Origin of the sequence: Kitasatospora sp. MBT63 (genome assembly GCF_000710465.2) — a bacterium.
Taxonomy (GTDB): domain Bacteria; phylum Actinomycetota; class Actinomycetes; order Streptomycetales; family Streptomycetaceae; genus Kitasatospora.
This window is the reverse complement of the sequence record NZ_JAIZ01000787.1, coordinates 12,015-24,695: the sequence shown is the minus strand read 5'-3', so window position 1 is coordinate 24,695 and position 12,681 is coordinate 12,015. Positions and strand designations below refer to the sequence as shown.

Genomic DNA, 12,681 nt, shown 5'->3' with positions numbered 1-12,681 from the left:
GCGCGTGGTCGTGTGCGGTCAGGACGGGAGCGGTCAGTACGGGAGAGGGCGTCCGGAGGGCGTCCGAAGATCCAGCGGGGGGCGCGGCGCGGGAGCCTGCGGCCGCCGGACGAGAACCTTACGCATCATCATCACCACCTGGGATTCGCCCCCTCCGGCCCGGTCGGGCCGGTCGGCCCCTCTCGGACGGCGTCTACCCGGCCGGGCGCGATCCACCCGAAGGGCATGCCGGTCGCACCCGTCGCAGACCGCTGCCGACCCGGCGGTCCCCCGTACGGTTCGGTCCGTCCGATCCGGACAGACGCCTGGCATGGCCTCCGTTTCCGGGTGCGGCCACGCCGCTGTGTCCGGTCGGCGAGGGGGCACCTCGTCCCGGCGGCGGTGGCTCCATCCGCCCGAAGGCTGTGACCGAGGAGGCCGACCGTTCCATGGACACACTCACCGTTGGGGTCGAGGAGGAGTTCTTCCTGGTCCACCCCGCCACCGGGCGGACGGTCCCGCGCGCCGAACAGGTGCGTACGGCGGCGGGCCTGCGGCCCGCTCTCGCGTCCGCCGAGGTGCAGTCCGGACTCCTCCAGTGCCAGCTGGAGGTGAACACACCCGTCTGCCGCACGCTGGACGAGGTGGGCGGTCACCTCCTGCGGCTGCGGCACTCGCTGGCCGAAGCCGCGGACGAACTCGACTGCCGGCTCGCGGCCTCGGGGTCGGCGCCGTTCGCCCCGCTCGGGGTACCGGCGGTCAGTGCCTCGCCGCGCTACCGTTCCATGAAGGCGGACGCCGCGCAGCTGGCCGCCGAGCAGCTCATCTGCGGCATGCACGTGCACGTCGGCGTGCCGGACCGGGCGACGGGCGTGGCGGTCCTGAACCGGCTGCGCCCGTGGATTCCCGTCCTCGTGGCGCTCGGCGGCAACTCCCCGATGTGGGACGGTACGGACACCGACTTCGCCAGCTGGCGCACCGTGGTCTTCGGCCGGTGGCCGGTGAGCGGCACACCGCCGCCGTTCGAGGACGCCGACGACTACGAGCGGCGGGTCGGTGCCTTGGTCGACCACGGCATCATCCGCGACCGCGGGCAGCTGTACTGGCACGCGCGGCTCTCCGAACGCTTCCCGACCGTCGAGGTCCGGGCCACGGACGTGCAGCTGCGTCCCGAGGAGGCCGTCATGCTGGCGGGCCTGATCCGGGCACTGGTCGCCACCGCGATGGCCGGTGAACGGGCCGGTGCGCCGGCCCCCGTCCCGCCCACGGAGTTCATGGCGGGCGCAGTCTGGCACGCCGCGCGCTACGGTCTGACGAACGAGTTGCACGACCCCCTCACCGGGCGCCAGGCCAAGGCGGGCGACGTCGTCGCCGCCCTGCTCAAGTACACGCTGGCCGCGCTGCGGGAGGCGGGCGACGAACGGCAGGTCACCTCGCTGGCGCACCGCCTGCTACGGGAGGGCCAGGGCGCCGACCGGCAGCGCGCGGCGCTCGCGGCCGCCGGCGCCACCGGCCTGGTCCGGCTGATCACGGGGGCCGTCCCGGCCTCCTGAGGCCGGGTGGCCAAGCGGTCCTCGCAAGCAACCGCGGTCATGGACCACCCTCTGTGACCCCTCTGCCGTGTCGAATGGGGCGAGTGGGGCAGGCGCGGTGTATGCGACTGATGCGACCCCCGGGCGTGTACCGGGCACAGGAGGACACCGAGCTGCTGATCTCCCGGCTGGTCCAGGAGTCCCTCGGGCCCGGCGACGAGGTGCTCGACGTGGGCACGGGGACGGGAGCGGTGGCCCTGGCCGCGGCCGGTACGGGCGCGCGGGTGACGGCAGTCGACGTCTCGTGGCGCGCGCTGGCGGCGGCGTGGCTGAACGGCGTCCTGAACCGACGGGCCATCCGGGTGAGGCACGGGGATCTGCTGACGCCGGTCCGGGGGCGGAAGTTCGCCCTGGTGGTCTCCAATCCGCCGTACGTCCCCGCGGCCGCGGTCGATCCGCCCACCCATGGCCCCGGCCGGGCCTGGGATGCCGGGCCGGACGGCCGGGCCGTGCTGGACCGGATCTGCCGCGAGGTGCCCGGGCTGCTCGCGCGGGGCGGTGTGCTCCTGCTCGTTCAGTCCTCGCTCTGCGGGGTCGAGGCCACCTGTGTGGCGCTGGAGCGGGCGGGTCTGGACGTCCAGGTGACGGCCCGCCGGTGCCAGCCGTTCGGCCCGGTCATGTCCGCCCGGGCCGGCTGGTTCGAGGAGCGGGGCCTGATCGCGGCAGGTGAGCGCGAGGAGGAACTGGTGGTGGTCCGCGGTGTCAGGCCGAGGTGAGGACACCCGGGTCGTCCTTCCCGACGGGCCCGGCCCGGCTCTGGTGGAGGGCCCGGTCGAGTTCGTCCTGCCGGACGGATCCATCCGCCGGAGCGAGCGGCCGGTGGTCGCCCTCTGCCTGTGCCGGCGCAGCAAGCTGTATCCCTTCTGCGACACCAGTCACCGTCGCCACGGCCGCCCGGACCGCGATGCGGACGGCCGGGACGGCAGCCGGTAGGAGCAACCCGCGGGCCCGCCGGGGCCCGCCGGGGATGTCCGGGGATGTCCGGGCGGGCCGGCTCAGCCGGCCCGAACGCCCGGCGCGTTCGCGGGCGGGGCCCGCAGCGAGGACCTGCCGTCGCGCCAGGCGGCCAGCAGGTGGGCCGCCAGCCGTTCCTCCACCAGGGTGGTGGCGGCCACCCCGAAGGCGATGTCGGCCTCCAGGTCCGGTTCGTCCTCGAGCAGCGCCGCGATCACGCCGCGCCGCACGAGTTGCTCGTGCACGGCGTCCGCCTCCACGTGCTCCCGGTAGAAGCGTGTTCCGGCCGGCCCCGCACCCAACCGTTCGAAGGCCTTCGCCAGCCGCGCGGCCCCCGGTGACGAGGTCACCTCCACCGCGGCGAACTGCCCGACCGAGGCGCCGCGCAGGCTCCGGCGTAGGCCGAACAGCGTCATCATGTTGACGATCGCGAGGCCCGGCGCGGGCACCGCGTCGAGCTGGCTCCCGTAACGGGCGTCGAGGCCGAAGTCCACCATCATCTCGGCGAACAGGCGGGAGTGGGCACGATCCCCGCGCCCGCCGCCGTACTCGTCGTGCTCCACCGCGACCAGGGCCGCCTGGGCCGCGCCGTGCAAGCGGGGAATCACCCAGGCCTGCGGGTCCGCCTCCTTGAGGTGGTACACGGAGCGGTGCACCAGGTACTCGCGGGCCTGCCACCGCTCGCCCTCGTCCAGCAGGAAGTGCGACGGGCCGGTGCCGTGCAGCGGCTCCACCAGCAGTTCGGTCAGTTGCTCGGCGAGCGGCGCGACCGGCCCGGCCGCCGCCCGCAGTGCGGCGAGGAAGCCGTCCTCCAGGCGCCGTTGGAGGGCGAGCAGCCGAGGTTCCCACTCCCACTCCGGATCGACGCGGGCGAACCCGCGGTAGCGGAGTTCGTAGCAAACGTAGAGCGCCAACTGGTGGTCGTCGCCCCAGGGGTCGTCGCCGTCGCCGTCGCCGTCGTACGGGCCGGCCGTGGACGCTCCCGGCGGGTGGGCCAGCAGCCCGGTGAGGTACCCGGTGAGCGGCCCCCGGGGCGGGGGCAGGTCCGGTTCGTGGCCTTCGGTGGTGATGCCCACGGCGGAACCTCCTGCTGCTCGGTCGGGATCGGCTGTTCGGCGCCTACCCGCAGCAGCGTCGCCGACTCGCGGACGCGTCCCGTCCCGCCCCGGGCCGGGCCGGGGCGCTCACCGGGCGCTCACCCTGGCCCAAGGCGGTGGCTCGGACCATCGCCGGAGCCCAGCCGTGCCGCTGTCCGCGCGGACCGGGGCCTGCGGGTCGACGGTGGTCGGGCGCGCGGCCGGGCGCCTCGTCAGCGTGGGGGTTCGTCGCGGTCCCGCTGGTCGCGCCCACCTGCCGGAGCCTGGTCGCCGCCGCCCTTCTCGTTCTTGTCGTCCCGCTGTTCGGCGACCGGTGTGCCCGCGCGGACGGTGGGGACCCGCTGGCTCCGGTCGCTGTTGTGTTCGTTCTGGTGTCCGGGTACTCCGCCCGCACCGCCCTGGGGGATGTCGTCCATGACGGACCTCCTGATCTCGTCGGGCCCTGACATCTCCCCGGGCTTCGCCGGGCGAAACGCCAGGAACGAGCGCGGGACCACCGAGCCCGTGGAGTACCCGCGAAGTGCCGCGCGGTCAGCGGGTCGGGCGCCGGCCGGTTCGGCGGAAGCGGAACGCAGACAGCGCGAGCGCCGCCACGAAGACGACGATGCCGATGACCAGCAGATAGATCAGGCCCTTGGCGACGGCGCCGATCAGGCCGAGGACGACGGCCACCAGGAGCAGCAGCAGGATCCACGCCATGAACGGGTCACCCCTCTCCTCAGCGGCGGGCCAGGCGGCGTTCGCCGCCTGCGCCCGGGGCGTACGAAAGCTGGTAGTGGGCGAAGATCGCAGGTTCGTCCTCGGCCGGCAGGACGCCGTCGATGTCGATCGACGGGGCGCCCTTGACCGACGCCTTGGGAAAAGCCACCCGGACGTAGCCGGGGCCGGCCCGGGCGTCGTCGAGGGGGACGAACACGAGCCGGTGACGGGTGGGCATGCCGACGACGACGGTGGCGAAGGCCGGGGCGTCGGTGGCGGTGTCCACGTAGATGGACTCAAGGGCGCCGATCTTCTTGCCGTCCTGGTCGACGACATCGTGTTCGCGCCACTCCCGTATGTCGGCGAGCTGGATCATCTGCTGCCTCCGATCGCGTTGCTGTGGCCGGTCCTGCTGCCGCGCCTACCCGGCCGCCCCGGATTCTCACGCCCGCGTCGACAACCGTCAGGGCCGTCACGGAGCGCGTTCCGAACCGGCGGCGTCAGCCGGAGCAGGCTGCAGTGTCGAGGGCGGGTCAGGGCGCGCCGGTACCGTTCGGCGTCGGACTGCCCGGATCCGGGGAGAACAGGCTCGTGGTGCCGGTGATCTCGAACAGGCGGCGTACCTGGGGGCTCGCCGAGGTGACCGCGAGGCTGCGGCCCTCCGCGGCGGCGGCCAGGCGTAGGCGGAGCAGGACGTTGAGGCCGGTACTGTCGCAGAAGGTGACGGCGGACAGGTCGACGTCCATCCCGGTCCCGGTGGAGCGAAGGGCCGTGTCGAGGGCCTCCTCGAGTCGGTCGGCGGTGTCGAGCTGCATCACGCCTCGGACGACGGCGCTGGTGCGGTCAGGGCCGGGGGTGATCTCGCAGGTGACGGTGTCGACGGAGCCTGCGGCCGGGGGCGCAGGCCGCCGGTCCGGTCCGCCGGGGACGGGCGCGCCGTCCGTGGGCCGGGCGGCGTTCGGGTCGGCGGACATGGCGTCCCTCCCTTCACTTGGCGAGTGGGAGGCCTCGCTTTCAGCGTGGTCCGTCCGCATTCACCCGTCAACCCTTACCTGAAAGCGGATTCGTCCGTGGTGAAACCGGATACCCGGCTCCTACAGTGGACGTATGGCGCACCCTGAGCATGCAGCTAGGGCGAGTTGGACGTTCCTCACCAATCACGCCCGGGTTCTGGCCGCCGTGGCCCGTGATCCCGGCGTCCGGCTGCGGGACGTGGCCGCGATGTGCCGGCTCACCGAGCGCACGGTGCAGGCGATCGTCGGCGACCTGGAACGCGAGGGGTACCTCACCCACACCCGCACCGGGCGCCGCAACCACTACCGCGTCGCGCCCGACACCCACCTCCGCCATCCGGCCGAGGACGGGATGCTCGTCGGCACCCTCCTCGCGATTCTCACCGACCCCACGACCGCGGCCGGTCCCGACCAGGACGGCGGCGATGCCCACGGCGCCTCGACGACGGGCCCGCACGGTCCCGACGTCGCCGGGTGACGACACCTGCCCATCGCGCGGTCGGCGGAGCGGTCCACTCCGGCACTCCCCCGCGGCAGGGACCCGGTACGCCGTGCTCTCCGGCCACCTGCCGGCGCCCGGAGGGCCGGCGCTCGGGGCCCGGGACGGGGTGACCGGGTCCGGCGGCGTTCACCGACCGAGCCGGGCCGTTCCCGGCGGAGCCGCGGGGATTGGCCCGGCGGAGTGGGGTAGACGCGCGGTGGAACCAGCGGCCGGGGGACACCCGGGAAGTGATACCAGTGAGATTCGAAAATCGAGCCGAGGCGGCCATGGAGCTCGCACGCGCGGTGGACCGTCGCCTCGACCGGGCCCGGCCCCGTCCGGCGGTGTACGCCCTGTCGCGCGGCGGAGTACCGGTGGCGCACCAGGTCGCGCGCAGACTCGGCGCTCCGCTCGACGTGCTGATGCCCTCTGCCGGTACGCGGGCCTGGCGCGACGGATCGGCCGGCGCACTGCAACGCGCTGACCCGCCTCTCTACACGCTCACCGCCTCGGGCGGCACCGGCTCCGGTCCGGGCGCAGCAGGCCGGAGCGGAGCCGGGCGACTACGGCAGGTCCCCGCGGTCGTGCCCCGGGTCACCGGCCGGACCGTCGTCGTGGTGGACGACGGGCTGACCGAAGGCGAGGCGGTGCGCACCGTCATCCGCCGTCTGCGCCTCAGTCGTCCCGCCGCCATCGTGCTTGCCGCGCCGGTGTGCTCACCGCGTGCGGTCGCTCTGCTCTGGGCGCTCGTCGACCAGCTCGTCTGCCTGGACCGGCCCTGGTACTTCCGTGCTGTCAGCGACTGGTACCGGGACTTCCGTGCGCCGCTGGACTCGGAGCTGACGCAGTTGCTCGCCGAGGGTGGTCGGCCAGACGACGGTCTCATGGACGTGAGCGGCGCGCCGCCGGTCGCGCACCGTCGGCCGCGGCGGAACATCGGCGAGCCCGCAGGGCGCGGGCAGGAGGGCGCGTGATGAGCAGGTACCGGACCGAACTCCCGTTGAGCGAGGACCAGGCGGACCTGTACGCGTGGGCCGGACGGACCGGCTGGCAGGTGGATCGGGCCGGGGGCGGATCGGGAGCGGCCGAACGGCTGCTGCTGAGCCGGCCGCAGTGGTCCGTGGAGGCGGTCTTCTCCCATGACGGGGCGTTCCGGTTCGCCCGGGCGTCGGGTCCGGGTGCGCCCCCGGCCGAACTGGACCTGCCCGCGACCCTGGATGTGCTGGAGCACGAGGGGGTCCGGCCTGCCGCCGTGTAGGCGCGGTCGGCGTTCCCGGCGGCTCCGCCGGTACGGCCCCCGGACGTGCCGCCGGATGTGCCGCCCAGCGAGACACCGCCCACCGAGGCCGGCACGGCCGCCGGGATCTCGGTACCTGAGCCCCCGGAACTCCGCCGGGCATGGGGTGCCTGGCCGCTGCTGGTGATCGGCTTGATGGTTCTGTGCGTGCTCACGTTCCTGATCGCCCGGATCTTCGCCTGGTGATCCGGGCGCCCGGCGTCAGGCCGACCCGCCGCCCCCCCTTGATGCACCATGCCGGCCCGGCACCGCGAGCCGATGAGGGGAGCCGCCGCGAGATCCCCGGCGCAAGGACGTCGTCCGGAACACGTTAGGGCCGGGTGAGGACGGCAAGACGCCAGGGAGGAGAAGAAGAGCCGCGGCGAACCGCCGGATCTGCGGCCACGCGGCACGGAAGGTGGGATCGTGGATGACACGGCCCGGCACTGGAGTCTTCCACTGACCCCGGCGGACGGGAGCGGGAACGGACTGCACCGCGGAATCGAGCTGGCGCGCCACGCCCTCGAGGACACCGGCGTCGTCGTCACGTTCGAAGCGCCCGGAGCGGCCGGGGAGCCGGGAGTACCCGAGGAACGGGCCCAGGACATCCTGCTCGTGGTCAGTGAGCTGCTCTCCAACGCCTACCGGCACACGCCGGGTCCGACCGGCCTGGACATCCGCCTCGACCGCGAGCGCGGGAAGCTCACGGTCGCGGTCACCGACACCGGCACCCGCCGGCCCGTGGTGCGCGCCTACCGGCCCACGCAGCCGCACGGGCACGGAATGCACATCGTCGACCGGCTGGCCGCCAGTTGGGGGGTGACGCCCGCCCCGGGCGGCAAGACGGTCTGGGCGGTCCTCCCCGCCCCTTGACACCCCCGATGCGACGGGGAGCCACCGGGAGCATCGAACGGAGATCAGTGCCACTACGGGAGGAGACGTCACGCAGTGGCCGTGGGCGGCCGGACGGCGCGCCGTTGCACCGACCGGTGGCGTGGACGAGGCTCGTAGCAGGGCACGGGGCCACCTCTCGCCCCGGTCCGCGGTGTCCGGAGGTCGGAAGTGCGATGACGAGTGAACCGGAGAACGCCGACCGGAGCAGCGCGCAGGCCGCGGCGAACTCGGTGGCCACAGCTGCCACAGCAGCGGGAGCGGACGCGGTCGACCCGGACGCCCGGCCCGACCCGCATGATCCGCGTGCCCGCCGTGAGCGGGCGGGCGAGCAGACCGATGAGCGGACCGCGGACCGGCTGAACGAGCAGCGCCGGATCGGCCTCGCCACCGGCCTGCTGATGGACCAGCTCGGGCTGGGGGCGCCGGAGGCCGCGGACCAGCTGACGGCCGTGGCCGGTGCGCTCGGGCAGCGCTCCGAGGACCTGGCCGCGAGCCTGCTGGACGGCGCGGACGGTCCGGCGGCGGACCCCGCGCGCCCGCCTCCGACCGGCGCCGCTGCACCCGAAGCCCCCGAGGATCTGGACGAGATCGCCGCTGCGCTGCTGCGCAACGGTCTCGGGCCGCTCGGCGCCTGCGGGGTCCTGCTCTGGCGGCGCGCCGCCGCGGACGTCCTGGACCTGGTGGGCGGTGCCGGGCACAGCCGGCTGGAGCGGGCACACTGGCAGCGGGTGTCGCCGCTGTGGGACGGCCCGCTGCGGCGCGCGTTCGCCTCCGGTACCGAACTGTGGCTGCCCAGCGGTCCAGGGCCGTCGGGACGGCTGCCCGGCCCGTCGCGCCGCGCCGCCCGCGCCGTACTGCCGCTGCGTGCGGAACAGGGGCAGCCGGTGGGCGCCGCCGTGGTCTGCTGGCCGGAGCCGAGCCCGCTGGACGAGGATCTGCGCCGGCAGGTCGGCGCCTTGGTCGAGGTCGCGGCCCAGGTGCTGGCCGCGCGGGAGCGGCGCGCCCAGTTCCGGGTGACCGCTCAGCTCCCCCGGCCGGTGCTGACCTCACTGCTGGACCTGCTGGCCCACCCCGCACTGCTGCTGCGCCTGCCCGGCGACGGCGGCGAGCCCTTGGTGGAGCACATGAACGGGGCCGCCCGCAAGGCCTGCTCCGCTCCGCCCGGGCAGGAGTACCGGCCGCTGGGCGAGGTGCTTGCGCACGCCTCCGCTCAGCTCGCCGAACTCCTCGACCTGGCCCTGGAGAACCACGTTCCGCAGGTCGCACCCCGGGTGCCCGCCGAGCACCACCCCGGCGAACCGGGCGCCCTGGTCAACGTCCGGGTGCTGCCGGTGGATCCGGAGCGGGCGGCGCTGCTGTGGCACTCCGGCACCCTCGACCACAGCTTCTCGGTGCTCCGGGTGGCCGGCGGGCTCGGCGGGATCGGCGCCTTCGAGGACGACCTCACCACCGGGACCAGCCGCTGGAGCGAGCAGGCGTACGCCTGCTTCGGCCTGCCGCCGCACGCCCCCGCGATGCCGCTGACCGAGCTGGGCCGGCTCGTCGACCCCGCCGACACCGCAGAACTGGAAGGCGCCATCCGGCGGCTGACCGGCGGTCAGGAGAGCGTGAAACTGGTGGTCCGCACCCAGCGGCCGACGGGCGGGGTGCGCCAGGTGCAGATCGTGGCGGAGCCGCTGCTCACCCACGGCACACTGACCGGTATCACCGGGATCTTCCAGGACGTGAGCACCCACTTCCACACCGAGGCCGCGCTGGCGGCGACGTTCGACCGGCTCACCGACGTCCAGGAGCAGTCCGACACCCGGCACCGGCTCGCTCTGCTGATGCAGCGGGCGATCGTGCCGGAGATGCCCGAGCCGCAGCTCCTGCCGGGCCTGGAGGTGGCCGCCCGCTACCGTCCGGCCGCGACGGTGTACCGCGTGGGCGGTGACTGGTACGACGTGCTGCCGCTGTCCGACGACCGGGTGATGGTCGCGGTCGGGGACCTGGCCGGCCACGGCATCGAGGCGACCACCGGCATGGTCGCGCTGCGCAACGGGCTGCGGGGGCTGGCGCTGACCGGGGAGTCGCCCGCGCGGCTGCTGCACTGGCTGAACGAGTTGACCGTCGGTCTCGCCGGGCGTCCGACCGCCACCGCGCTGTGTGCGGTCCTCGAACCCCGTGCCCGGCGGCTCACCTGGTCGAGCGCCGGCCACCTGCCACCACTGCTGCTGCGCGAGGGCCGCGCGCAGCTGCTGGAGTCCGACCGCAACATCCTGCTCGGCGCCATCCCCGACGTCACCTACCGGGAGGCCGGTGCCACGCTCCGCACCGGCGACACCCTGGTGCTCTACACCGACGGTCTGGTCGAGCGGCGGCGCACCGACCTGCGGCAGTCGCTGGACCTGCTCGGCCGCACGGCCCAGGAACTCGCCGCGGCCGCGCCCGGCGACCTGGCCGACCGGCTACTGGCCCGGGCCGACGGGGACACCGAGGACGACAGCAGCCTGATCGCCCTGCGGCTCAGGTGATCCGCGGCACGGGCACCGTCCCGCACACGTCTGCCGGCGGGTCCCCTCAATCGCCGCCGGCCTCCGCCCCACCACCGCCTCGTGCCGCACCGCCGGGAGGCCCGGCCCCCTCCGTCCTCGGCGCCCGCCCCAGCCAGTACCGGATCCGGGCGAGCAGGTCCGCGGTGTCCACGGGTTTGGTGATGTGGTCGTCGGCGCCGGCGGCCAGGCTCCTGGCGCGGTCGTCCGGCAGGGCCTTGGCGGTCAGGGCGATGATCGGCAGGGTGGCGTACCGGGGCATCTCCCGGATCCGCGCGGTGGCTTCGAAGCCGTCGAGCTCCGGCATCATCAGGTCCATCAGCACCAGGTCCACGTCGTCACGCATGCGCAGCATCTCTACGCAGGTACGGCCGTTGGCGGCGTGCAGCACGCGCAGCCCGGCCTGTTCCAGCGCGCCGGTGAGCGCGACCACGTTGCGCCGGTCGTCGTCGGCGACCAGCGCGAGCCGCCCGGCCAGGTCCGGGTGGCCGGCGGGGGCCTCGACGGTCCGTGTCTCCGGCGGTCGGTCCGCCTCGCCGAGTGGTTCGGCCCCTTGGACGGGCAGCAGCAGCGTGAAGCGGCTTCCCACCCCGGGCCGGCTCTGCGCCTGGATGGAGCCGCCGAGCAACCGGGCCAGTTCCCGGCTGATCGACAGCCCGAGGCCGGTGCCGCCGTAGCGCCTGCTGGTGGTGCCGTCGGCCTGTTGGAAGGCGCCGAAGATGCTCTCCAGGTGCTTGTCGGCGATTCCGATGCCGGTGTCCTCGACCCTGAAGGCCAGCATCCGCCCGGCCGCGGGAGGGTCGGCCCGACCCGGCCAGGACGCGTCGGCGGACCGGGTTTCGGCCCACTCGACGGTCAGCGTCACCCGGCCGTGCTCGGTGAACTTGACGGCGTTGGAGATCAGGTTGCGCAGCACCTGGCGCAGCCGGGCCTCGTCCGTCACCAGGTCGGCCGGTACGTCCGGCGCGGTGGCGACGGTGAGTTCGAGGCTCTTCTGCGCGACCAGCGGGTGGAAGGTGGCCTCCACGTAGTCCAGCAGACGCCGCAGCGGGAACTCCTCCGGGGTGATCTCCATCTTGCCGGCCTCCACCTTGGAGAGGTCGAGCATGTCGTTGATCAGCTGGAGCAGGTCCGAGCCGGCCGAGTGGATGATCCCGGCGTACTCCACCTGTTTCGGCGTCAGGTTGTGTTCCGGGTTCTGGGCCAGCAACTGGGCGAGGATCAGCAGGCTGTTGAGCGGGGTGCGCAGTTCGTGGCTCATGTTGGCGAGGAACTCGGACTTGTACCGGGACGTGGTGGACAGCTGCTGGGCGCGCGCCTCCAACTGCCGCCGGCCCTGTTCGATCTCCAGGTTCTTCGCCTCGATGTCGCGGTTGCGTTCGGCCAGCAGCTCGGCCTTCTCGGCGAGTTCGATGTTGGACTCCTGCAACTCCTCCTGGCGGGACTGGAGTTCACTGGACCTGGCGCGCAGCTCCCCGGTCAGCCGGCGTGACTCCTGGAGGAGCTCGTCGGTGCGGGCGTTGGCCAGCAGGGAGCTGACGTTGACGCCGAGCGCGGCGGTGAAGCGGTCCAGCAGGTCGCGGTGGAGCAGGGCGAACGGGGTGACGGCGGCCAGTTCGATCACGGCGAGCAGCTGGTCCTCGGTCTGCACCGGCAGCAGGATCAGCTCGGTGGGGTCGGCGGAGCCGAGCCCGGAGGCGACGGTGGCGTAGCCCGGCGGCACGGAGCTGACCAGGATCGTGCGGCGGTCGCGGGCGGCCTGGCCCACCAGTGACTGGCCGAACCGGAACTGGCTGGGCGCCGAGCCCGGCGCCGGGGTGCTGCCGTAGTCGGCGATCCGGACCAGCCTGGGGCCCTCGCTGTCCTGCTGGACCAGGTAGAACGCGCCGTACTGGGCATCCACCAGCGGGGGCAGCTCGGTCATCACCAGTTCGGCCACCGCGGTCGGGCCGCGCTGGCCCTGGACCAGCTCGGAGAGCCGGGCGAGGTTGCCCTTCAGCCAGTCCTGCTCCTGGTTGGCCCGGGTGGTGCGGCGGAGGGACTCGACCATCGCGTTGATGTTGTCCTTGAGGTCGGCGACCTCGCCGGAGGCGTCCACGGTGATCGAGCGGGTCAGGTCGCCCTCGGCGACCGCGCTGGTCACGCCGGCGATGGCGCGGACCTGC

The 12,681-nt window shown here is 73.9% G+C and carries 15 protein-coding genes; 9 read left to right on the top strand and 6 right to left on the bottom strand.

The annotated features are described in order from the left end of the window. Window positions 1-428 precede the first annotated feature (428 nt). From AA75_RS41100 to AA75_RS41090, 3 genes are all read left to right on the top strand, one after another. Entirely contained in the window at window positions 429-1,532 is a 1,104-nt protein-coding gene (locus tag AA75_RS41100; RefSeq protein ID WP_033825609.1) for a glutamate--cysteine ligase, read from the top strand. A gap of 101 nt (window positions 1,533-1,633) precedes the next feature. After that, window positions 1,634-2,287 (top strand): HemK2/MTQ2 family protein methyltransferase, encoded by a 654-nt coding sequence (locus AA75_RS41095; protein ID WP_033825608.1) that lies wholly within the window; start codon window positions 1,634-1,636, stop codon window positions 2,285-2,287. After that, entirely contained in the window at window positions 2,271-2,504 is a 234-nt protein-coding gene (locus AA75_RS41090; protein WP_033825607.1) for a CDGSH iron-sulfur domain-containing protein, read from the top strand. Before AA75_RS41095 ends, AA75_RS41090 begins: the two co-directional genes overlap by 17 nt. 62 nt (window positions 2,505-2,566) lie before the next feature. Here the strand turns inward: AA75_RS41090 and AA75_RS41085 are convergent, their stop codons facing one another. The 5 genes from AA75_RS41085 to AA75_RS41070 all read right to left on the bottom strand — a co-directional run bounded on the left by AA75_RS41085 (window position 2,567) and on the right by AA75_RS41070 (window position 5,295). Beyond that, on the bottom strand, window positions 2,567-3,601 hold the full coding sequence (locus AA75_RS41085) for an iron-containing redox enzyme family protein (protein ID WP_051814292.1): 1,035 nt from the start codon (window positions 3,599-3,601) through the stop codon (window positions 2,567-2,569). Between the two features lie 233 nt (window positions 3,602-3,834). Further along, the gene (locus AA75_RS41080; RefSeq protein WP_033825606.1) at window positions 3,835-4,038 is read right to left on the bottom strand and encodes a hypothetical protein; all 204 of its coding nucleotides are present in this window, start codon (window positions 4,036-4,038) and stop codon (window positions 3,835-3,837) included. Window positions 4,039-4,153: 115 nt separating this feature from the next. Beyond that, a complete protein-coding gene (locus AA75_RS51280; protein ID WP_199520545.1) occupies window positions 4,154-4,321 on the bottom strand; it encodes a hypothetical protein in 168 nt (55 codons plus the stop codon). Window positions 4,322-4,340: 19 nt separating this feature from the next. Beyond that, window positions 4,341-4,697, bottom strand: coding sequence for a PRC-barrel domain-containing protein (locus AA75_RS41075; RefSeq protein ID WP_033825605.1), 357 nt, complete (start codon window positions 4,695-4,697; stop codon window positions 4,341-4,343). A 157-nt stretch (window positions 4,698-4,854) separates the two neighbouring features. Beyond that, window positions 4,855-5,295 carry an STAS domain-containing protein gene (locus AA75_RS41070; RefSeq protein ID WP_051814290.1) on the bottom strand — a complete coding sequence of 147 codons (441 nt, stop codon included), beginning with the start codon at window positions 5,293-5,295 and terminating at the stop codon, window positions 4,855-4,857. Window positions 5,296-5,428: 133 nt separating this feature from the next. Between AA75_RS41070 and AA75_RS41065 the strand changes: the two genes are divergently transcribed. The 6 genes from AA75_RS41065 to AA75_RS41040 all read left to right on the top strand — a co-directional run bounded on the left by AA75_RS41065 (window position 5,429) and on the right by AA75_RS41040 (window position 10,498). Beyond that, window positions 5,429-5,812: a helix-turn-helix domain-containing protein gene (locus AA75_RS41065; RefSeq protein ID WP_082527213.1), complete on the top strand. Its 384-nt coding sequence runs from the start codon at window positions 5,429-5,431 to the stop codon at window positions 5,810-5,812. Between the two features lie 290 nt (window positions 5,813-6,102). After that, window positions 6,103-6,789, top strand: a complete 687-nt coding sequence (locus AA75_RS41060; protein ID WP_051814288.1) for a phosphoribosyltransferase family protein — start codon at window positions 6,103-6,105, stop codon at window positions 6,787-6,789. After that, window positions 6,789-7,073: a hypothetical protein gene (locus AA75_RS41055; protein WP_033825604.1), complete on the top strand. Its 285-nt coding sequence runs from the start codon at window positions 6,789-6,791 to the stop codon at window positions 7,071-7,073. Before AA75_RS41060 ends, AA75_RS41055 begins: the two co-directional genes overlap by 1 nt. 45 nt (window positions 7,074-7,118) lie before the next feature. Beyond that, a complete protein-coding gene (locus AA75_RS41050) occupies window positions 7,119-7,298 on the top strand; it encodes a DUF6480 family protein (RefSeq protein WP_051814285.1) in 180 nt (59 codons plus the stop codon). 219 nt (window positions 7,299-7,517) lie between these two features. Next, a complete protein-coding gene (locus tag AA75_RS41045; protein ID WP_051814284.1) occupies window positions 7,518-7,964 on the top strand; it encodes an ATP-binding protein in 447 nt (148 codons plus the stop codon). 194 nt (window positions 7,965-8,158) lie between these two features. Beyond that, window positions 8,159-10,498 carry a SpoIIE family protein phosphatase gene (locus AA75_RS41040; RefSeq protein WP_051814282.1) on the top strand — a complete coding sequence of 780 codons (2,340 nt, stop codon included), beginning with the start codon at window positions 8,159-8,161 and terminating at the stop codon, window positions 10,496-10,498. A 46-nt stretch (window positions 10,499-10,544) separates the two neighbouring features. Here the strand turns inward: AA75_RS41040 and AA75_RS41035 are convergent. Then, the coding region (locus AA75_RS41035) for an ATP-binding protein (RefSeq protein ID WP_033825603.1) at window positions 10,545-12,681 on the bottom strand (2,137 nt) is incomplete at its 5' end.

What these genes read in the sequence shown, in the direction of transcription:
- AA75_RS41100 (WP_033825609.1), top strand. Translation starts at nt 429, where the DNA reads ATGGACACACTCACCGTTGGGGTCGAGGAGGAGTTCTTCCTGGTCCAC.
- AA75_RS41095 (WP_033825608.1), top strand. Translation starts at nt 1,634, where the DNA reads ATGCGACTGATGCGACCCCCGGGCGTGTACCGGGCACAGGAGGACACC.
- AA75_RS41080 (WP_033825606.1), bottom strand. Translation starts at nt 4,038, where the DNA reads ATGGACGACATCCCCCAGGGCGGTGCGGGCGGAGTACCCGGACACCAG.
- AA75_RS51280 (WP_199520545.1), bottom strand. Translation starts at nt 4,321, where the DNA reads ATGGCGTGGATCCTGCTGCTGCTCCTGGTGGCCGTCGTCCTCGGCCTG.
- AA75_RS41075 (WP_033825605.1), bottom strand. Translation starts at nt 4,697, where the DNA reads ATGATCCAGCTCGCCGACATACGGGAGTGGCGCGAACACGATGTCGTC.
- AA75_RS41070 (WP_051814290.1), bottom strand. Translation starts at nt 5,295, where the DNA reads ATGTCCGCCGACCCGAACGCCGCCCGGCCCACGGACGGCGCGCCCGTC.
- AA75_RS41065 (WP_082527213.1), top strand. Translation starts at nt 5,429, where the DNA reads ATGGCGCACCCTGAGCATGCAGCTAGGGCGAGTTGGACGTTCCTCACC.
- AA75_RS41060 (WP_051814288.1), top strand. Translation starts at nt 6,103, where the DNA reads ATGGAGCTCGCACGCGCGGTGGACCGTCGCCTCGACCGGGCCCGGCCC.
- AA75_RS41055 (WP_033825604.1), top strand. Translation starts at nt 6,789, where the DNA reads ATGAGCAGGTACCGGACCGAACTCCCGTTGAGCGAGGACCAGGCGGAC.
- AA75_RS41040 (WP_051814282.1), top strand. Translation starts at nt 8,159, where the DNA reads ATGACGAGTGAACCGGAGAACGCCGACCGGAGCAGCGCGCAGGCCGCG.